Raw genomic sequence first — 19,710 nt, 5'->3', positions numbered from 1 at the left:
TAACCTGCACATCCACCGGCCGCGGCCTCACCGTCTGTACCCCGCCTGCATGGCAACCGATCAGGAACTATCCGACTTTCTCGCCAGCGTCGAGCGGCGCGCCTTCAAACAGGCCGTGTTTGCGGTGCGCGACGACGAGGCCGCCCTGGACATCGTCCAGGACGCCATGATCAAGCTCGCCGAGAAGTACGGCGACAAGAACGCGAGCGAACTGCCGCCGCTGTTCCAGCGCATACTGCAGAACACCATCCACGACTGGTTCCGCCGCCAGAAGGTGCGAAATACCTGGGTCACGCTGTTTTCCAACCTGCGCGACGACCGGGAAGGCGAGGATAATGACCTGCTCGACACTTTCGAGGCCGAAATCGGCTCCGAATCGGCCGAGAGCAGCGCCGACAAAGTAGAACGCGCCCAGACCATGCATATCATCGAACAGGAGATCCAGCGCCTGCCGACACGTCAACGCGAAGCGTTCCTGATGCGTTACTGGGAGGATATGGACGTCGCGGAAACGGCTGCTGTCATGGGATGCTCCGAAGGCAGCGTCAAGACTCACTGTTCCCGCGCCACGCACACACTGGCGCAGGCATTGCGAGCGCGGGGGGTCCGACTATGAGCACCAGAAACGAAAAAGAAATCAATGAACGCCGCCTGGCACATGAGATTCGCACGGCACTGGATGCCTCGGCGAATGCGTTGCCGGCGGATGTGAGCGCGCGGCTCGCCGCCGCGCGGCGCGTCGCGCTGTCGCGCAAGAAGGCGCACGCCGCCGTGGCCGCGCCGCAGTTCGCCGCGGCCGGCCCGGCCACGGTCTCGTTCGACGAGGACGATTCCCCGCTGCACCGCGCGGGCGCCTGGCTGCGCCGCCTCGGGCTGGTATGGACGCTGGTGGCGCTCGGCGCCGGCCTGATCGGCATCTACCACTGGCAGCAGCAAAAACGCGTCGACGAACTGGCCGACGTGGACGCCGCGATGCTGCTCGACGACCTGCCGCCCACGGCATACGCCGACCAGGGCTTCCACGTGTTCCTCAAACGCGGTCAGCAGTAGCAATGGCCAGCACTCCTCTCCGACCCGCCGCGCCGCGCCGGCGGCTGGCAGGCTTGCTGCTGGCCGGGCTGGCGGTGGCCGCCGCGTGGCTGCTCAATCCCCTGGCCTGCCAGGCGCAGGGCGGCCGCGCCACCGGCGCCTCCGCCGCCTCCACCCCCGTCAACGCGCATCCGACCTGGGCGGAACTGACCGCCGTGCAGCAACGCGTACTGGCGCCGCTGCAAGGCGAATGGAATACGTTCCCCGAGCTGAACCGCCGCAAATGGATGCAGATCGCGGAGCGTTATCCGAAATTCTCGCCGGCCGAGCAGGCGCGCCTGCAGACGCGCATGACCGAATGGGTCAAGATGACGCCGCAACAGCGCCGGCTGGCGCGCGAAAACTACCAGATCACGCGCTCGCTGCCGCCGCAGAAGAAGGCCGAAGCCTGGGATAAATACCAGCAGTTGCCGGAAGAACAGAAAAAGAACCTTGCGGCTGCCGAGAAGGTGCCGCGCCGCCCCGGCGCGGTCAGCGCCCTGCCCTCCGGCAAGCGCCTGCCCGCCGAGACCACCCGCCAGATGCACCTGGAGAAGAAGGGGACGGCCGGCGCGCACATGGCGGCACACCACCCGGCCTCCGAAGCGGGCACGCATGCGCCCGAAACGCCGGCGGCAGCCACCCCGCCCGCAGTGACGGCGGCACCCGCGGCACCCGCCGCCGCGCCGGAGACGCCGCACGAGGCCGGCGCCGAGGCCGCGGCAAGCAACGCCGGCGGACCGGCCAGCCCCGACGAGCCGGTACGCCGCTGAACGCCCGGCGCGGGAATGCCCGGGCCCGCCCGGCTTTGGCATAATGCGGTTTGCGCCGGCCGTGGCCGTGGCTGCCGTTGCCGTGCCCTGCCGCGCCGTTACCGCACCGTTGTCTACCCGTTGCCACCTCCGTTACCGCGCCTGCCCCGGGCCGGCATCGCCCTTGCCCAATTCCGCCATGCCTGCCGCGACCACTTCCACCCCCGACGCCAAGCCCGCCGCCAGGCGCCCGGCGCAGGCGCCCTCGCTGCGCCGCCGCGCGGCCTGCATGCTCTATGAAGGCGTGCTGCTGTTCGGCGTGCTGAGCGCCTCCACCGCGCTCTACCTGCTGGCGCGGCCGGCGCTGCAGCGGCTGGGCATGGACGGCAAGCTCGCCATGCAGCTGTGGAGCTTCCTGGTACTGGGCTTTTACTTCGTCTGGTTCTGGCAGCGCAATGGCCAGACCCTGGCCATGCAGACCTGGCGCATGCGCGTGGAGACCGCCGCCGGCGTGCCGCCGCGCTGGCCGCAGGCCACCGCGCGCTACCTGCTCGCATGGCTGTGGCTGCCGCCCTCGGCGGCCGTGGGACACGCGCTCGGCCTGGTCAAGGGCCCGTTCGTGGGCGTGCTGGCCGCCGGCCTGCTGATCTGGATCCTGCTGGCGTGGCTGGACCCGCGCCGCCAGTTCCTGCACGACCGCCTGGCCGGCACCCGCCTGGCCGACCTGCGCCCGCCCAAGCCATGACGCTCTCGGCCGCCGCCTTGCGCCGCATCGCGGTGGCAGTGCAGGCTGCCGCGGTGGCCGGCTGCGCGGTGGCGCTGCGCGAGCGCGCCGGCTGGACGCTTGCCGCCGGGCTGCTGGCCGGCCTGCTGCTGGTGCTGGGCCTGCTGGGGCTGTCGCTGGCCGGCGCCTTCGTCCTCTCGCTGGCCGGCTTCGGCGTGCCCGCCGGCAAGCGCCCGCCGCAGCCGCCGGCCTTCCTGGCGACCCGGCCCGCCCCGCTGAGCCCGGCACAGGCGCTGGGCTGCTTCCTGCACGAATACGCAGCCGTATTCCGCATGTTCAACTGGCTCCAGCCGTTCTGCTCGCACCGGCGCTTCACCCCGGCGCGCGCGCCGGGCTCGCGCCCGCCGTTGCTGCTGGTGCATGGCTACGGCTGCAACCACGCGGTATGGCTGGACATGCAGCCGGCGCTGGCCGCGGCCGGCTATCACTGCGAGGCGGTCGACCTCGAGCCCGTGTTCGGCGACCTCGACCACTACGCGCTGCAGGTGCGCGCCGCCATCGCGCGCATCGCCGCCACCACTGGCCAGGCGCCGCTGCTGCTGTGCCACAGCATGGGCGGGCTGGCCGCGCGCGCGGCCGTGGCGGGGCGCGGCAAGCCGCCGCCGTGCCGCGGCATCGTCACGCTCGGCTCGCCCCACCACGGCTGCGCGCTGGCGCGCTACGGCAGCGGCTTCAACGCCCGCCAGATGCGCTGCGGCAGCGCCTGGCTGCGCGCGCTGGCGGCGCGCGAAACGCCGCGCCAGCGCGCCGCGCTGGTGTCGGTATTCAGCTGGCACGACTCCATCGCCGGCCCGGCCGGCTCATCGTGGCTGGAAGGCGCCCACCATGTGCCGCTGGCCGGCGTCGGCCACGTGAGCCTGCTGCACCATCCGCGCGTCACGCAGGCGGTGCTGGGCGCGCTGGCGCGGCTTTGCGCGGTGGCGCCGGCCTCCTGAGCCGGCGCGCGGCCGATGCCCGCAATGGCGGGCAGGGGTCGGGCAGTTTGGCGGGCACGCCACAGTCATGTGACATTCATGTTTCCGTCACGGCTCCGTCATCGGCGGCTGGCCCAATGCAGCCATCGTCGATACCGAGGCCGCCATGGTTCAAGCCCTTCGCTCCGCACGCGGACAACTGGCAAAGGCCGCGCAACTGCTGCGCGCCCGCACGGCGGAGTCGCCGCCGCTGCCCGGCCCTTCGTCCCTGCCCGCCGCGCTGGCCGCCTTCATGCCACCGGCCAGTACCTTGCAGCAACGCCCGCCGTCACGCGGGGCTTCCACTCCCGCCTCCGCCAGCCTGCCGCCCCCCGCCACCACGCCCTCCGCCCCGCATCCCGCCCACCCGATCCGCCACTACCGCGCCATCTGGCTGTCCGACATCCACCTGGGCACCGCGGGCTGCCAGGCCGACTACCTGCTCGATTTCCTCAAGCACAACGAATCGGACCAGCTCTACCTGGTCGGCGACATCATCGACGGCTGGCAACTGCGGCGCGGCTGGTACTGGCCGCAAAGCCACAACGACGTGGTGCAGAAGCTGCTGCGCAAGGCGCGCAAGGGCACCGAGGTGATCTACGTGCCCGGCAACCACGATGAAGTGGCGCGCCAGTTCGACGGCCTGGCCTTCGGCGACATCGCCGTGCGCGAGGACGCCATCCACGTCACCGCCACCGGGCGCCGCCTGTGGGTGGTGCACGGCGACCTGTTCGACGGCGTGGTGCAGCACGCGCGCTGGCTGGCCTACCTGGGCGACTCGCTCTACACGCTGATCCTGGCCATCAACCGCCACTTCAACCGCATCCGCGCGCGCCTGGGCTTCCCGTACTGGTCGCTGTCGCAATATCTCAAGCACCAGGTCAAGAACGCGGTCAACTACATCAACTCGTTCGAGCAAGCGATGGTCGAGGAAGCGCGCCGCCGCGGCTGCGACGGCGTGATCTGCGGCCACATCCACAAGGCCGAGATCCGCGAGGTGGACGGCCAGCTCTACTGCAACGACGGCGACTGGGTGGAAAGCCTCTCGGCGCTGGTCGAGACGCAGGACGGCGAGCTGCAGATCGTCTACTGGACCAAGCTGCTCGACGCCCCCGCCACGGCCGGGCGCCGCGCCGCCGTCACGGCCGCCTGAGCCGGGCGCCGCCGCCGACGCAGAACGCAGTCCCCCGGCCTCGCCCCGCCGAGGCCCGGTCACCCACGCGGCCCGCCGCAAGGAGCAGACATGAAGATCCTGATCGTCACCGATGCCTGGGAGCCGCAAGTCAACGGCGTGGTGCGCACCCTCAAGTCCACCCGCCGCGAGCTGACCGCGCTGGGGCATACGGTCGAGCTGATCACGCCGCAGGAATTCCGCACCATCCCCTGCCCGACCTACCCCGAGATCTCGCTGTCCCTGTTCGCCGGCGCCAAGGTGCGCGAGCGCATCCGCGCGTTCGCCCCCGACGCCCTGCACATCGCCACCGAAGGCCCGCTCGGCATGGCCGCGCGCCGCTACGCGCTGCGCGAGCGGTTGCCGTTCACCACCGCGTACCACACCCGTTTTCCCGAGTACGTGCAGGCGCGCTTCGGCATCCCGCTGGGCTGGACCTACGCGTTCCTGCGCTGGTTCCACGGCCCGGCGCGCGCGGTGATGGCGCCCACGCCGGTGGTGCTGCAGGACCTGCGCCGCTACGGCATCGCGCACGGCGTGCTGTGGACGCGCGGCGTGGACCTGGACGTGTTCACCGCGCAGCAGGCCAACGTGCTCAACACCGCCCACCCGATCTTCCTCTACGTGGGCCGCGTGGCGGTCGAAAAGAACGTCGAGGCCTTCCTCGCGCTGGACCTGCCGGGCTCCAAGTGGGTGGTCGGCGACGGCCCCGCGCTGGCCTCGCTGCGGGCGCGCTACCCGGGCGTCAGCTATCTCGGCGTGCTGAGCCAGCCGGAACTGGCCAAGGTGTATGCTTCAGCCGACGTCTTCGTGTTTCCCAGCCGCACCGACACCTTCGGCCTGGTACTGCTCGAGGCACTCGCCAGCGGCCTGCCCGTGGCGGCGTATCCGGTCACCGGCCCGATCGACGTGCTCGGCGAGAGCCGTGCCGGCGTGATGCACGAAGACCTGCGTGAAGCGTGCCTGGAGGCACTGCGCATCGACCGCGCCACTGCCCGCGCGCACGCCGAGCGGTTCTCGTGGCGCGCTGCCTCCGAGCAGTTCCTGACACACCTGCAGCCGCTGCCCTCCGCGCCCGCCGGCCCGGCCGGCGGCGCTGCCCGTCCCGCATCCGAACATGCCGAATCCGCATCGCCCGCCGCCCGTATCCAGCCGCCCGCCGGCGGCCCAGACCTCGGCGCCGGCCAAGGCCTCGCCGAACAGCGACTACACGATTGAGCAGAATCCCCACAAAGGCAACCGCGGCCTGGCGCGGGCCTGGCATGCCGGCATCAACTCCCTGTCCGGCCTGCGCTACGCGGTGCTGGAGGAAAGCGCGTTCCGCCAGGAACTGACGCTGGTGGTCATCCTCACGCCGTGCGCGCTGCTGCTGCCGGTCGGCATCGTCGAGCGCATCCTGCTGCTGGGCACCCTGCTGCTGGTGCTGATCGTCGAGCTGCTCAACTCCAGCGTGGAAGCCGCGGTGGACCGCATCTCGCTGGAGCGCCACGGCCTGTCCAAGCGCGCCAAGGACTTCGGCAGCGCCGCCGTGATGCTGGCGCTGGTGCTGTGCGGCGGCACCTGGCTGGCGATCGCCGGGCCGATCGTGGTGGGCTGGCTGAAGCAACTGGCGGGATGAGGCACTGGACAAGAAACGGCGGCAGGGACGGGACGGATGGCGGCGCGGGAGCCATGCGGGCGGCATGCGGCAGTGCGGCAGGCGCGATTGCTTATAATCGGCTTCAACTTACCGAATTGCCGCTCGCCCGGCCGCCCATGGAATCCAAACCGCAAACCGGCCCGCGCCGCACCCGCGACCGCATCCTCGACGTCTCGCTGCGCTTGTTCAACGAGCTCGGCGAGCCCAATGTGACGACCACGACCATCGCCGAAGCGATGGAGATCAGCCCCGGCAACCTGTACTACCACTTCCGCAACAAGGACGACATCATCAACTCCATCTTCATGCTGTTCGAGCAGGAGATGGAGCGCCGCCTCAAGCTGCCGGACGACCACAAGGCCACGCTGGACGAGAGCTGGGGCTACCTGCAGTACATGTCGGAGTTCCTGTGGAACTACCGTTTCCTGTACCGCGACATCAACGACCTGCTGGCGCGCAACCGCATGCTTGAAACCAATTTCAAGCGCATCGTCGAGCAGAAGAAGCGCCTGGCGATGGAGATCTGCCGCCAGTTCCAGGAAGACGGCGAGATGGAAGCCACGCCCGAACAGGTCGACGCCATCTGCACCAACATGGTGGTGGTGTCCACCTACTGGCTGTCCTTCCAGTTCGTGCAGCATCCGCGCCAGTACAACGACCCGGCCCAGATCCGCGGCTACCTGCACGGCGCCAGCTACCACATCTTCTCGATCCTCGCGCCGTACCTGCGCGGCCGTGCGCGCGAGGCGTTCGACCAGCAAGCCCGCGAATACGCCGCCGCCCGCGCGGCCCAGACCCAGACCCCGAAGGAAGACAAGTGAAGTCCGTTTGCATCTACTGCGGCTCCAGCCCCGGCAACCGTCCCGAATACGCCGAGGCGGCGCGCGCCATGGGCAAGCTCCTGGCCGAGCGCGGCCTCGCGCTGGTCTATGGCGGCGGCAAGGTCGGGCTGATGGGCACCGTGGCCGATGCCGTGCTGGCGCACGGCGGCACCGCCATCGGCATCATCCCCGAGGCGCTGATGCAGAAGGAAGTGGGCCACCGCGGCCTGAGCGAGCTGCACGTGGTGCGCAACATGCACGAGCGCAAGCAGATGATGGCCGACCGCGCCGACGCCTTCGTCGCCATGCCCGGCGGCGTGGGCACCTTCGAAGAACTGTTCGAGACCTTCACCTGGCTGCAGCTCGGCTACCACGCCAAGCCGGTCGGCCTGCTCAACGCGGCCGGCTTCTACGACGGCATGCTGGGCTTCCTGCAGCACGCGGTCGACGAAGGCTTCCTCAAGCAGGTCCACAACGACCTGCTGTACATGGATCCCACGCCGGAAGGCATCCTCGACAAGCTCGCCCGCGCGCCGCGCGTGACCGTGGACAAGTGGCAGGAAAAGCGCGGGCAGACCTGAGCCCGCGCCGCGCGGCCCCGCCGCCCCTCCTTCCCCGCCTCAGAAAGACGAACCCGGCTCGCGCAGGAACGCCGTTTCCTGCGGCGTGCTCTCCCGTCCCAGCACCGCGTTGCGGTGCGGGAAGCGGCCGAAGCGCGCCACCACCGCCTGGTGCCTGAGCGCCCAGGCCACGGTGTCCACCTCGCCGCCGCTGTCGTCGCGCAGCGCGGTCATCAGCCGCACCGACTCGGCCTGGCCGGCCAGCGATTCGGCGTGTTCGAACGGCATGTAGCAGAACAGGCGGTGGAACGGCGTGGGCAGCGCGCGGTCGGCGCCGCCCGCCACCATCAGGCGGGCCGCCTGCAACGCCTGCGCATCGGTGGCGAAGCTGCGCGCGTCGTGGCGGAACATGTTGCGCGGCATCTGGTCGAGCACCACGATGCGCGCGCAGGCGCCCGGCGCGGTCTGCGCCCAGTCTTCATGCGCGCCGGCGCGCATGGCTTCCCACAGTGGCAGGAAGGCGGCGCGCACGGTGGCATCGAATTCCGCCGACCTGGTGAACCAGGCCTTGCGGTTGGTGTTCCACTGCGCGGAGCCCGGCGCGCCGAACCAGAAATCGAGCACGCGTTGCGCTTCGGCTGGCAGGGGCTGGGGTCCGGTCATGGCGGCAGAGGCCGGGGAAGCCGCAACGGCTGCCTCAGCGCGGCACGTTGCGCATCCAGTCGGCGGTATCGAAGAAAGCCTTCATCAGGCGCAGCTGCAGGTCGTCGGGCAGGCCCACGTCCTGCATCGCCAGCGCCATGCAGCGCATCCACTGGTCGCGCTCGCTGGTGCCGATCTGGAACGGCAGGTGGCGCGCGCGCAGGCGCGGATGGCCGAAGCGCTCGATGAAATGGTTGGGCCCGCCCAGCCAGCCGCACAGGAACCAGAACAGCTTGTCGCGCGAGCCGTCGAGCGAGGCGGGATGGAGCGAGCGCAGCCCCTTGAACTGCTCTTCCAGGTCCATCAGGTCGTAGAAGCGGTCCACCATCTCGCGCACGCGCGCCTCGCCGCCGACCAGTTCATAGGCGGTGGGCTCGGCGACGTCGGCGGCGGCCGCGGAATTCGAATCGGTACTCATAAACACTCGTCAGTTCATCCGGGGAGAGGGGCGTGGCGCAAGAAGACGCCCGCAGGCCACTCGGGTCACTCAGATTACTCAGGCCTCGCGCAGCGTGGCCAGCGCGGGCTGCTTCAGCACCTCGCGCAAACCCAGCCAGCCCCCCGCAAAAGCGCACAGCATGCCAGAAAGCACGCCGGCCGGCACGATCCAGCCATTGAAGCGGTAGGGGAAATCGAACACGAACTGCGACAGGCCCCAGCCCACCGCGATCGCGCCCAGGCTGGCCAGCAGCCCCGCCAGGCCACCCACCACCAGGAACTCGGCATATTGCGTCTGCCGCACCACCGCGGCCGAGGCGCCCAGCGCCTTGAGCAGGCCGGCGTCGCGCTTGCGCTCGTCGCGGGAGCCGGAAAGCGCCGCGTAAAGCACCGTCACGCCGGCCGCCAGCGTGAACGCGAACAGGAATTCCACCGCGGCGATGACCTGGTCCAGCACTTCCTGGATCTGGCGCAGGATCAGGTCGGTATTGACCACGGTGATGTTGGGGAAGGCCGCCACCAGCCGGTTGCCCAGCGCCGCCTGCGGCGCGGGCAGGTGGAATGCGGTGATGTAGGTCTCGGGCATGCCTTTCATCGCGGCCGGCGGCAGGATGACGAAGAAGTTCACCCGCATCGAACCCCAGTCCAGCTTGCGCAGCGAGGTGACCGGCGCCTCCACGGCCTGCCCCGCCACGTCGAAGCGCAGCGTGTCGCCCAGGCGGATGCCGAGCGTCTTGGCGATGCCCTCTTCCACCGACGCGCCCGCCTCGGTGCCGGCGGCCAGCCAGCGGCCGGCAACCACGCGGTTGCCCTCGGGCAGGCGGTCGGTGTACGACAGGTTGAACTCGCGCTCGACCAGGTTGCGCGCGCGCCCGTCCTCGAAACGCTCGGCATGCACCGGCTGGCCGGCGATCTGGGTCAGGCGCCCGCGCACCATCGGGTACAGCAGGTCAGGAATGCCCGCGTGGGCGAGCATGCCGGCCAGCGGCGCGCGCTGGTCGGGCTGGATGTTGATGATGAAGCGGTTGGGCGCGTCGGCGGGCGTGGCGTTGCGCCAGGAGGCGATCAGGTCGTTGCGGGTCATGCCCAGCAGCAGCAGCGCCATCAGCCCCACCGCCAGCGCCACGGTCTGCAGCACCGTCACCGCGCGGCGCCGCTCCAGCACCGCCAGCGCGAAGCGCCAGCCCACGCTGCCGCGCGCCAGCCGGCCCCCGCGCATCAGGCGCGCCAGCAGGCTCAGCAAGCCCAGCGCCAGCAGCGCGAACGCCACGCCGGCGCCGAGGAAGCCGCCGGCCGTGGTCAGGCCGAGCCTGAGGTCGCGCGCGGCCACCAGCAGCAGCGCCACGAAGGCGCCCAGGCCGAGCGCGTAGGCGATCCAGGTGGACACCGGCGGCGCCCCCAGGTCGCGCCGCAGCACGCGCAGCGGCGGCACGCGCGTGAGCGCCAGCAGCGGCGGCAGCGCGAAACCGGCCAGCAGCACCATGCCGGCCAGCAGGCCCACCAGCGCCGGCGCCGGCGAAGGCTGCGGCAGCGTCACGGTCAGCAGGTTGCCCAGCGAGAGCAGCAGGCCGTAGTGCGCCAGGTAGCCCAGCACGACGCCCGCCACCGCGCCGCCGAGGCCCAGCAGCAGGAACTCCAGCGAGAACGCCAGCAGGATCTCGCGGCGCGACAGGCCCATGCACTTGTACACCGCGCAGGCGTCGGTATGGCGCTGCATATAGCGGCGCGCGGACATGGCGATGGCCACCGCCGCGATCATCGCCGACAGCACCGCCACCAGCGACAGGAAACGTTCGGCGCGGTCCAGCGTGGCGCGCATCTGCGGCTGGCCGGACTCGAGCGATTCCACGCGCGTATTGCGCAGGCCGCGCCGGGCGATCTCGGCGTCGGCCCATTGCCGGTAGGCCTGGCCGGCCGCGTCGGGGCCCGCCACCAGCAGGCGGTAGGTCACGCGGCTGCCCCAGCCCACCAGCCCGGTGGCGTCCAGGTCCGACAGCGGCAGCATCACGCGCGGCGCGAAGTTCATGAAGCCGGCGCCGCGGTCGAGCTCCTGCGTGATGATGCGTTCGATGCGAAAGGCGCGGCTGCCCAACTGGATGGTGTCGCCCAGCGACACGCCGAGCGAATCGAGCAGCGCTTCGTCGACCCACACCGTGCCCGGCGCCGGAATGCCGCCGGCGGCCACCTCCGGGCCGCCGCGCGCGGCGGCCACCTTGACCTGCCCGCGCAGCGGATAACCGGGCCCGACCGCCTTGAGCGCTGCCAGTTGCGAAGGCGGCTCCGCCGCCGCGGCGGAAGCGGCCGCCCCCGCCTGCGCGGCCGGGCGCGCGGTGGCCATGCTGGGAAAGGTGACGGTCTGCGCGGTGGCCAGCCCCGCCTGCGCGGCGCGCGCGGCGAAGGCTGCGTCGAAGGGCTGGTCGCTCACGATCAGCACGTCGGAGGCGATCATCTGGCGCGCGTCCCGCTCCAGCCCCAGCCGCATGCGGTCGGCCAGGAAGCCCACGCTGCTCAGTGCCGCCACCGCCAGCACCAGCGCGAACAGCAGCAGGTACAGCTCGCCGGCGCGCCAGTCGCGCCGCGCCATGCGCAGGGCCTGGCGCCACGGGGAAAAGCGGGCGGCGGGCACCGCCGCGGCGGCAGAAAAAGCGCCGGCGGTCCCGGCGGCAGAATCCAGTTCGGAAGGCATCAGTCAGTTATCCGTGCACATGCGTTGACCTGCGTCGACATGCATTGAAGCGGCCCGCCGGGCAGGCCGCGGGTTGTCCATGAAGACGCGAGGGCGTGAATACCGTGAATCCGGGCAGGCGGATGCACTAGCGCCGCGGCTGCCGGCGCGCCGTGATGGCGGCTTCGCCCGGCCCGGCGCGCCTGGCCAGCGCCGCGCGCAGCCGGCGCAGGCCGCGCCACAGCTTGGGCAGCAGCCAGATCGCCACCACCAGCAGCAGCGCCAGCACCACCAGGAAGGCCACCGGCAGGAAAAACGCGAGCAGCAGGCCGCCGCTGGCGGCGACATCCTCGCTCAGTGAGGCAGCCCAGTTCGAAAACGGTTCCGGCGAGACATTGATCAGCGCGCGCGTGCCGGCCTTGGCCGCGTGCGCGGTGCCCGCCAGCGTGCCGCCGGCCAGCCCCGCGGCCATCACCCACTGCGGATCGAGCTGGCCGAACGCCGCGGCGGCCAGGATCGCTCCGGCGGGAATGCGGATGAAGGTCTGGATGCTGTCCCAGAACGAATCGAAGCCGGGCACCTTGTCGGCCACGAATTCGGCCAGCGCCAGCAACGCCGCCAGCGCGATCATCCACCAGGACTCCAGCACCTGCAGCCCAGGCGGCAGATGCAGCAGCCCCAGGCGCCCGAGCGCGCCGGCCGTGAACACGGCCAGGTAGAGGCGGAATCCGCTGGTCCAGGACAAGCCCGCGGCCAACGCGGCCGTTTCTAGCATGAGGCTCCTTGCATGTCTGTCGCGGCGGCAGCAGCGCCGGCCACTGCAAGCAGTGTAATACGGCCCCGCCCGGACAGCCCGCCGGCGGCCCCTCCCCGCCCACCCGCATGCATGGCTTGCGCCACTTTCCGGAGCCGGGCCGCTCCCCGCCGTTCAGGCCTGCACCTCGCCCAGCTGCGGCAGCTGGGGCAGTTGCGGCAGTTCCGCCGCCACCTCCGCGATCATCCGCCGCAGCCACATCACGTCCGGCGCCGCGTGGCAGCGCTCGTGCCAGAGCTGGTAGAAGCGCATGCGCGGGAACGGCACCGGCGACGGCACCATGCGCAGCGGCAGGTATTGCGAATAGTGCGCGGCGAACTGGCGGCCGGTGGTGAAGACCATGTCGGTCTTCATCAGCACGTAGGGCACCAGGCCGAAATACGGCAGCGTGACCTGGATATTGCGCTTGTAGCCCTGCTCGGCCAGCGCCTGGTCGATCATGCTGCGCTGCATCGACGCATACGGCGCCGGCGCCAGGTGCGGCATCTCGAGGTAGTGCTTGAGCGTCAGGCCCTTGCGCGCGAGCGGGTGCTGGGCGCCCAGCATGCATACCACCTCGTCGTCGAACAGCGGCGAGATGTGCAGGTGCTCGGGCGGCGACAGCCAGTTGCCCACCACGATGTCGAGCTGGCCCTGCTCGAGGCTTTCGAGGAAGTCGCTCGACGACGTCATGGGATGCACGAACAGCCGGGCGCGCGGCGCCAGCCGGCGCACGCGCTCGACGATGTTGGGCAGGAAAAAGGCGTCCAGGTAGTCCGGCGCGCCGAGGTGGAAGGTGCGCGTGGTGGTGGCGGGATCGAAATGCTGGGGCGGGCGGGCGATGCGGTCCATCGCCGCCAGGCTCTGCTCGGCCAGCTGCAGCAGCTCGCGCCCGCGCTCGGTCGGCACCATGCCGCTCTTGCCGCGCACCAGAATGGCGTCGCCGGTGATCTCGCGCAGGCGCTTGAGCGTGTTGCTGATGGCCGGCTGCGACTGCCCCAGCTTGACCGCCGTGCGCGTCACGCTCTGCTCGGTCAGCAGGGTGTGCAGTACACGCAGCAAATAGGTGTCGAGGTGGTCGCGTCCGTGCATGGCGAGGGGGGGCGCCAGGCGCGCTGCGCGGCCAGTGGCGTGGGGGATGGGAACGGCGCATAGTGTATGTCAGGCACCCCACCATCGGTCAATCCGGCCGGCGCCGGTTCGCTGGCGGCACAACGCTCTCCCCTCCTTGATGGGGCATATCACCTGGGCCGAATATTGCATGATCGGCCCGAGTGCTATGTTTGCCCCATTGCAAAGAGAGACGACACCATGGAGACGCAAACCATCCGCTTTTACCACCGCGGCCAGGTCAGGGAGGTCGGCGGCGCGCCGGTGACCCGCACCGTGCTGCAGTACCTGCGCGAGGACGCCCGCTGCACCGGCACCAAGGAAGGCTGCGCCGAGGGCGACTGCGGCGCCTGCACCGTGGTCCTGGGCGAGCTGCGCGAGGATGGCGAGGTCGAGTTCAAGGCGGTCAACTCCTGCATCCAGTTCCTGCCCACGCTGGACGGCCGCGCGCTGGTCACCGTGGAAGACCTGCGCCAGGCCGACGGCGCCCTGCATCCGGTGCAGCAGGCGCTGGTGGAATGCCACGGCTCCCAGTGCGGCTTCTGCACGCCAGGCTTCGTGATGTCGCTGTGGGCACTCTACCAGCGGCACGCCGGCGACGCCGGCAGCGGCCGCGCGCCGGCGCGCGACACCATCTGCGACGCCCTCACCGGCAACCTGTGCCGCTGTACCGGCTACCGCCCCATCATCGAGGCCGGGCAGCGCATGATGGCCCTGCCCGCCCCGCATGCCAGCAAGCTCGAGCCGCGCCGGATCGCCGAGACCCTGCGCGCGCTGCGCCGCGAGGACACCTTCCACTACAGCGCCGACGGCCAGCATTTCTACGCGCCGCGCACGGCCTCGGCCTTCGCCGCCATCAAGGCCGCCGAGCCCGGCGCGCGCATCCTGGCCGGCAGCACCGACGTGGGGCTGTGGGTCACCAAGCAGTTCCGCGGGCTGGGCAACCTGTTGTACGTGGGCCAGGTGGCGGACCTGCAATACATCCGGCAAAGCGAAGGCATGCTCGAGATCGGCGCGGGCGTATCGCTGGAGCGCGCCTACGCCGCGCTGGAGGCGGTCCATCCCGATCTGCGCGAGCTGTGGAAGCGCTTTGCCTCGCTGCCGATCCGCAACGCCGGCACGCTGGGCGGCAACATCGCCAACGGCTCGCCGATCGGCGACTCCATGCCCGCGCTGATCGCGCTCGGCACCGAAGTGGTGCTGCAACGCGGCGAGGCACGCCGCGCGCTGCCGCTGGAAGACCTCTACCTGGCCTACCAGAAGACCGCCATGGCCGAGGGCGAATTCGTCGCGGCGCTGCGCGTGCCGCTGGCCGGCGCGCAGCATTTCCGCACCTACAAGCTGTCCAAGCGCTTCGACGAGGATATCTCCGCGGTGTGCGCGGCCTTCGCGCTCACGCTCGAAGACGGCGTGATCGCCCGCGCGCGCGTGGCCTTCGGCGGCATGGCCGCCACGCCCAGGCGCGGCGCGCGCGCCGAGGCCGCCCTGCTCGGCCAGCCATGGACCGAAGCCACCGTGCGCGCCGCCATGGCCGCGCTGGGGCAGGACTACACCCCGCTGAGCGACATGCGCGCCAGCGCCGCCTACCGCAGCCGCGGCGCCGCCAACCTGCTGTACCGCTTCTGGCTGGAAACCCGCGCCGACGCGCTGCCGGCGGCCGCCGTCAATGTCCGCGCGCCGGGCGCCGGCCAGGCCCTGGCCACCGCCTGAGGGGAGGACAGCGCCATGAACAAGCAAACCGAACCCTTCCTGCTCGACGCCGAGGCCGACCTCGGCGGCGCAGCCCGCACCGCCATCGCCACGCCGCAGGTCGGCATCTCGCGCCCGCACGAATCGGCGCACCTGCACGTGGCGGGCACCGCCACCTACACCGACGACATCCCCGAGCTGGCCGGCACGCTGCACGCCGCGCTCGGCATGAGCACGCGCGCGCACGCCCGCATCCGGTCGGTCGCGCTGGACAAGGTGCGCGCCGCGCCCGGCGTGGTGGCCGTGCTGACCGCCGACGACATCCCCGCCACCAACGATTGCGGCCCGATCCTCCACGACGACCCGATCCTGGCCACCGGCCTGGTGCAGTTCATCGGCCAGCCGGTATTCGTGGTGGTCGCCACCTCGCACGACGCCGCGCGCCGCGCCGCGCGCCTGGGCGCGATCGAATACGAAGACCTGCCTCCGGTGCTGTCGCCCGAGGCCGCGCACCAGGCCGGCAGCTACGTGCTGCCGCCCATGCACCTCACGCGCGGCGCGCCGGCCAGCCGCATCGCCGCGGCCGCGCACCGCGAGCGCGGCCATATCCGCCTGGGCGGCCAGGAGCAGTTCTACCTGGAAGGCCAGATCGCCTACGCCGCGCCCAAGGAAAACGACGGCATGCACGTGTGGTGCTCCACCCAGCATCCCACCGAGATGCAGCACGCGGTGGCGCACATGCTGGGCTGGCACGCGCACCAGGTGCTGGTGGAGTGCCGGCGCATGGGCGGCGGCTTCGGCGGCAAGGAATCGCAGTCCGCCATCTTTGCCTGCTGCGCCGCGCTGGCGGCGTGGAAGCTGCTGTGCCCGGTCAAGCTGCGCCCGGACCGCGACGACGACATGATGATCACCGGCAAGCGCCACGACTTCGTGTTCGACTACGAGGTCGGCCACGATGCCGACGGCCGCCTCGACGGCGTGGCGGTGGAAATGGTGTCGCGCGCCGGCTTTTCGGCCGACCTGTCCGGCCCGGTGATGACCCGCGCCATCTGCCACTTCGACAACGCCTACTGGCTGCCCGACGTGCGCATCGACGGCTACTGCGGCAAGACCAACACCCAGAGCAACACCGCCTTCCGCGGCTTCGGCGGCCCGCAGGGTGCCTTCGCCATGGAGTACATCCTCGACAACGTGGCCCGCAACGTCGGCCGCGACGCGCTCGACGTGCGCCGCGCCAACCTGTACGGCAAGACCGAGCGCAACGTCACGCCCTACGGCCAGACCGTGGAGGACAACGTCATCCACGAACTGCTCGACGAACTCGAGGCCACCAGCGGCTACCGCGCGCGCCGCGCCGCCACGCGCGCGTTCAACGCCGCCAGTCCGGTGCTCAAGAAGGGCATCGCCATCACGCCGGTGAAGTTCGGCATCTCGTTCAACGTGGCCCACTTCAACCAGGCCGGCGCGCTGGTGCACGTGTACAACGACGGCTCGGTGCTGGTGAACCACGGCGGCACCGAGATGGGCCAGGGCCTCAACACCAAGGTGGCGATGGTGGTGGCGCACGAGCTGGGCATCCGCCTGGAGCGCGTGCGCGTGACCGCCACCGACACCAGCAAGGTGGCCAACACGTCGGCCACCGCCGCCTCCACCGGCTCGGACCTGAACGGCAAGGCCGCACAGGACGCCGCGCGCCAGATCCGCGAGCGCCTGGCCGCGTTCGCCGCGCGCCAGGCCGGCGTGGAGCCCGGCGAGGTGAGCTTCGGCGACGACCTGGTGGTGGCCGGCGAGCTGCGCCTGGACTTCAGCGAGCTGGCCCGCCAGGCCTACGTGGCGCGCGTGCAGTTGTGGTCGGACGGCTTCTACACCACGCCCAAGCTGTACTGGGACCAGTCGAAGCTGCAGGGCCGGCCGTTCTATTACTTCGCCTACGGCGCGGCCTGCTCCGAGGTGCTGGTGGACACGCTGACCGGCGAATGGAAGCTGCTGCAGGCCGACGTGCTGCACGACGCGGGCCGCTCGCTCAACCCGGCCATCGACATCGGCCAGGTGGAAGGCGCTTTCATCCAGGGCATGGGCTGGCTGACCACCGAGGAGCTGTGGTGGAACCAGGACGGCAAGCTGATGACGCACGCGCCGTCCACCTACAAGATCCCGACCGTCAACGACTGCCCGGAGAACTTCACCGTGCGGCTGTTCGACAACCGCAATGTGGAGGACAGCATCCACCGCTCCAAGGCGGTGGGCGAGCCGCCGCTGCTGCTGCCGTTCTCGGTGTTCTTCGCCATCCGCGACGCGGTGGCGAGCGTGGGCGGCTACCAGGTCAACCCGCCGCTGACGGCGCCGGCCACCAGCGAGGCCATCCTCGACGCGGTGGACGCCGTGCGGGCCGCGGCCACCCCGGCATCCCGGTAGGAAGGCACATCATGCAAGATGCCCCGCTCAAACCCTTCGGCTTCGCCGACGCCGTGCGCTGCGTGCGCGCCGGCGTGCCGGTGGCGATGGTCACCATCGCCGAGGTCAGGGGTTCCGCCCCGCGCGAGGCCGGCATCCGCATGCTGGTGACCGCCGGCGACCTGGTGGGCACCATCGGCGGCGGCCATCTCGAATGGCGCGGCATGGAGATCGCGCGCGGCATGCTGGCCGCGCTGGCCGCCGGCGGCCCGGCGCGCCAGCTGGTGCGCATCCCGCTGGGGCCGGCGCTGGGGCAGTGCTGCGGCGGCGTGGTGCGGCTCGCCTTCGAGGTGCTCGGCGAGGCCGACCTGCCGTGGCTGGACGCCGTGCAGGAAGCCTTTGCCGCCGGCCGCTCGGTGGCGCGCACCGTGCCGGCGAGCGGCCCGGTGCGGCATGCGCCGGCGCCGGCGCTGCTGCCGTCGGTGACGCTGAACCGCGACGGCGGCTGGACCGACGTCATGGTGCCGGACGAGATGCAGGTCGTGCTGTTCGGCGCCGGCCACGTCGGCCATGCGCTGGTCACGCTGCTGGCCGGCCTGCCGTGCCGGGTGCGCTGGGTGGACGAGCGCGACACGCTGTTCCCGGCCGGGCTGCCGGCCAACGTGAGCGCGGAGGCTACCGACACCCCCGAGGCGGTCATCGACGCCGCCCCGCCCGGCAGCTATTTCCTGGTGATGACGCACAGCCACGCGCTGGACCAGGCGCTGTGCGAGCGCATCCTGCGCCGCGACGACTTTGCCTACTTCGGCCTGATCGGCTCCAGGACCAAGCGCGCGCGCTTCGAGCGCCGCATGGCCGAGCACGGCATCGACCCGGCGCGCTTCGCCGAAATGACGTGCCCGATGGGCATCGCCGGCATCACCGACAAGGCTCCGGCTATGATTGCGGTTGCCATCGTCGCCCAGCTGCTGCAGGTCCGCGACCAGCGCGCCGCCCACCTGGGCGCGCTGAGCGCGGCACGCGGCGGCGAAGCGGCGGGAACGACGCAAACCAGAACCGCAAAAGGAACCCCATGACGCTCGATGCCGCGCTCGCCGACCGTATTCGCCTCACCCCCAAGGCGGAACTGCATGTCCATATCGAAGGCACGCTCGAGCCCGAGCTGATCTTCCGGCTGGCCCAGCACAACCAGGTGAAGCTGCCCTACGCCAGCGTGGAAGCGCTGCGCGATGCCTACGCCTTCACCGACCTGCAGTCCTTCCTCGACATCTACTACGCCGGCGCCAGCGTGCTGCTGACCGAGGACGACTTCTTCGACATGACCATGGCCTACGTGCAGCGCGCGGTGGCCGACAACGTGCGCCATGCCGAGATCTTCTTCGACCCGCAGACCCACACCGCGCGCGGCGTGCCGGTCAGCGTGGTGATCGACGGCATCTCGGACGCGCTGGCCCAGGCGCGCACGCAGTTCGATTTCTCCAGCAGCCTGATCCTCTGCTTCCTGCGCCACCTGTCCGAGGAAGACGCCTTCGCCACGCTCGAAGCCGCGCTGCCCTACCGCGACCGCTTCATCGGCGTGGGGCTCGACTCCTCCGAAAAGGGCCATCCGCCGCAGAAGTTCGCGCGCGTGTTCGCGCGCGCCCGCGAGCTTGGCCTGCGGCTGGTCGCGCATGCGGGCGAGGAAGGCCCGGCGCAGAACGTCACCGACTCGCTCGACATCCTCAAGGTCGAGCGCATCGACCACGGCGTGCGCGCCATCGACGATGCCGCGCTGGTCGAGCGCCTGGCGCGCGAGCGCGTGGCGCTGACCGTGTGCCCGCTGTCGAACCAGAAGCTCAAGGTCTACCCCGACCTGCGCGACCACTCGCTCAAGCGCCTGCTCGACGCCGGCGTGCTGGTGACGCTGCACTCGGACGACCCCGCCTATTTCGGCGGCTACATGAACGCCAACTGGGAAGCCACCTTCGAAGCCATGCCGCTGACCGCGGCCGACGGCCACACGCTGGCCCGCAACAGTTTCGAGGCGTCCTTCCTGCCCGCCACGCAGAAGGCCGCCTTCCTCGCCGAAGTCGACCACTTCTGGCAATCGCCGCTACCCGCCATCGCCGCCGCGGCCGCTCCGGCCTGACGCGCGGCTTATACCGAGAGGCCGGCCCGCGGACCCGAGTCCC

The 19,710-nt window shown here is 71.0% G+C and carries 19 protein-coding genes; 14 read left to right on the top strand and 5 right to left on the bottom strand.

All coding sequences use genetic code 11. The features are described from left to right. The first annotated feature begins 49 nt into the window (after window positions 1–49). The 10 genes from ACKI2N_RS06545 to ACKI2N_RS06500 all read left to right on the top strand — a co-directional run bounded on the left by ACKI2N_RS06545 (window position 50) and on the right by ACKI2N_RS06500 (window position 7,769). Entirely contained in the window at window positions 50–616 is a 567-nt protein-coding gene (locus ACKI2N_RS06545; protein WP_420992712.1) for an RNA polymerase sigma factor, read from the top strand. Continuing rightward, a complete protein-coding gene (locus tag ACKI2N_RS06540) occupies window positions 613–1,050 on the top strand; it encodes a DUF3619 family protein (protein ID WP_420992713.1) in 438 nt (145 codons plus the stop codon). Before ACKI2N_RS06545 ends, ACKI2N_RS06540 begins: the two co-directional genes overlap by 4 nt. Before the next feature lie 2 nt (window positions 1,051–1,052). Continuing rightward, window positions 1,053–1,841 carry a DUF3106 domain-containing protein gene (locus ACKI2N_RS06535; RefSeq protein WP_420992714.1) on the top strand — a complete coding sequence of 263 codons (789 nt, stop codon included), beginning with the start codon at window positions 1,053–1,055 and terminating at the stop codon, window positions 1,839–1,841. A 178-nt stretch (window positions 1,842–2,019) separates the two neighbouring features. Continuing rightward, complete coding sequence (locus ACKI2N_RS06530; RefSeq protein WP_420992715.1) at window positions 2,020–2,565, top strand: RDD family protein; 546 nt, start codon at window positions 2,020–2,022, stop codon at window positions 2,563–2,565. After that, window positions 2,562–3,539 (top strand): esterase/lipase family protein, encoded by a 978-nt coding sequence (locus tag ACKI2N_RS06525; RefSeq protein WP_420992716.1) that lies wholly within the window; start codon window positions 2,562–2,564, stop codon window positions 3,537–3,539. The genes ACKI2N_RS06530 and ACKI2N_RS06525 overlap by 4 nt, the downstream gene beginning before the upstream one ends. 271 nt (window positions 3,540–3,810) lie before the next feature. Continuing rightward, complete coding sequence (locus ACKI2N_RS06520; RefSeq protein WP_420992912.1) at window positions 3,811–4,710, top strand: UDP-2,3-diacylglucosamine diphosphatase; 900 nt, start codon at window positions 3,811–3,813, stop codon at window positions 4,708–4,710. A gap of 90 nt (window positions 4,711–4,800) precedes the next feature. Beyond that, window positions 4,801–5,946, top strand: a complete 1,146-nt coding sequence (locus ACKI2N_RS06515; RefSeq protein ID WP_420992717.1) for a glycosyltransferase family 4 protein — start codon at window positions 4,801–4,803, stop codon at window positions 5,944–5,946. After that, entirely contained in the window at window positions 5,846–6,346 is a 501-nt protein-coding gene (locus ACKI2N_RS06510) for a diacylglycerol kinase (RefSeq protein WP_420992718.1), read from the top strand. The genes ACKI2N_RS06515 and ACKI2N_RS06510 overlap by 101 nt, the downstream gene beginning before the upstream one ends. A gap of 137 nt (window positions 6,347–6,483) precedes the next feature. Next, entirely contained in the window at window positions 6,484–7,188 is a 705-nt protein-coding gene (locus tag ACKI2N_RS06505) for a TetR/AcrR family transcriptional regulator (protein ID WP_420992719.1), read from the top strand. After that, complete coding sequence (locus ACKI2N_RS06500; protein WP_420992720.1) at window positions 7,185–7,769, top strand: TIGR00730 family Rossman fold protein; 585 nt, start codon at window positions 7,185–7,187, stop codon at window positions 7,767–7,769. Before ACKI2N_RS06505 ends, ACKI2N_RS06500 begins: the two co-directional genes overlap by 4 nt. A 39-nt stretch (window positions 7,770–7,808) precedes the next feature. On the opposite strand, the gene ACKI2N_RS06495 is transcribed toward ACKI2N_RS06500, so the two are convergent. The 5 genes from ACKI2N_RS06495 to ACKI2N_RS06475 form a co-directional block, all read right to left on the bottom strand. Further along, window positions 7,809–8,411, bottom strand: coding sequence for a DUF924 family protein (locus ACKI2N_RS06495; protein WP_420992721.1), 603 nt, complete (start codon window positions 8,409–8,411; stop codon window positions 7,809–7,811). Window positions 8,412–8,445: 34 nt separating this feature from the next. Beyond that, window positions 8,446–8,868: a group II truncated hemoglobin gene (locus tag ACKI2N_RS06490; protein ID WP_420992722.1), complete on the bottom strand. Its 423-nt coding sequence runs from the start codon at window positions 8,866–8,868 to the stop codon at window positions 8,446–8,448. Window positions 8,869–8,946: 78 nt separating this feature from the next. Next, window positions 8,947–11,574, bottom strand: a complete 2,628-nt coding sequence (locus tag ACKI2N_RS06485) for an ABC transporter permease (protein ID WP_420992723.1) — start codon at window positions 11,572–11,574, stop codon at window positions 8,947–8,949. Window positions 11,575–11,701: 127 nt separating this feature from the next. Further along, window positions 11,702–12,328, bottom strand: coding sequence for a DUF4126 domain-containing protein (locus ACKI2N_RS06480; protein WP_420992724.1), 627 nt, complete (start codon window positions 12,326–12,328; stop codon window positions 11,702–11,704). Between the two features lie 153 nt (window positions 12,329–12,481). Beyond that, window positions 12,482–13,438: a LysR substrate-binding domain-containing protein gene (locus tag ACKI2N_RS06475; RefSeq protein WP_420992725.1), complete on the bottom strand. Its 957-nt coding sequence runs from the start codon at window positions 13,436–13,438 to the stop codon at window positions 12,482–12,484. 219 nt (window positions 13,439–13,657) lie between these two features. Between ACKI2N_RS06475 and xdhA the strand changes: the two genes are divergently transcribed. From xdhA to ACKI2N_RS06455, 4 genes are read left to right on the top strand one after another with little or no spacing between them, the layout of a single operon-like run. Further along, a complete protein-coding gene (xdhA, locus tag ACKI2N_RS06470; protein WP_420992726.1) occupies window positions 13,658–15,166 on the top strand; it encodes a xanthine dehydrogenase small subunit in 1,509 nt (502 codons plus the stop codon). Between the two features lie 15 nt (window positions 15,167–15,181). Continuing rightward, on the top strand, window positions 15,182–17,560 hold the full coding sequence (gene xdhB / locus ACKI2N_RS06465; RefSeq protein ID WP_420992727.1) for a xanthine dehydrogenase molybdopterin binding subunit: 2,379 nt from the start codon (window positions 15,182–15,184) through the stop codon (window positions 17,558–17,560). A gap of 11 nt (window positions 17,561–17,571) precedes the next feature. Continuing rightward, entirely contained in the window at window positions 17,572–18,615 is a 1,044-nt protein-coding gene (xdhC, locus tag ACKI2N_RS06460; protein ID WP_426990611.1) for a xanthine dehydrogenase accessory protein XdhC, read from the top strand. Continuing rightward, window positions 18,612–19,667 carry an adenosine deaminase gene (locus ACKI2N_RS06455; RefSeq protein ID WP_420992729.1) on the top strand — a complete coding sequence of 352 codons (1,056 nt, stop codon included), beginning with the start codon at window positions 18,612–18,614 and terminating at the stop codon, window positions 19,665–19,667. The genes xdhC and ACKI2N_RS06455 overlap by 4 nt, the downstream gene beginning before the upstream one ends. Window positions 19,668–19,710: the final 43 nt, after the last annotated feature.

The sequence above is a fragment of the Cupriavidus sp. 30B13 genome (genome assembly GCF_049059565.2).
Classification (GTDB): domain Bacteria; phylum Pseudomonadota; class Gammaproteobacteria; order Burkholderiales; family Burkholderiaceae; genus Cupriavidus.
The sequence above is the reverse complement of the archived record's forward strand: the minus strand, read 5'-3'. Positions and strand labels throughout refer to the sequence as shown.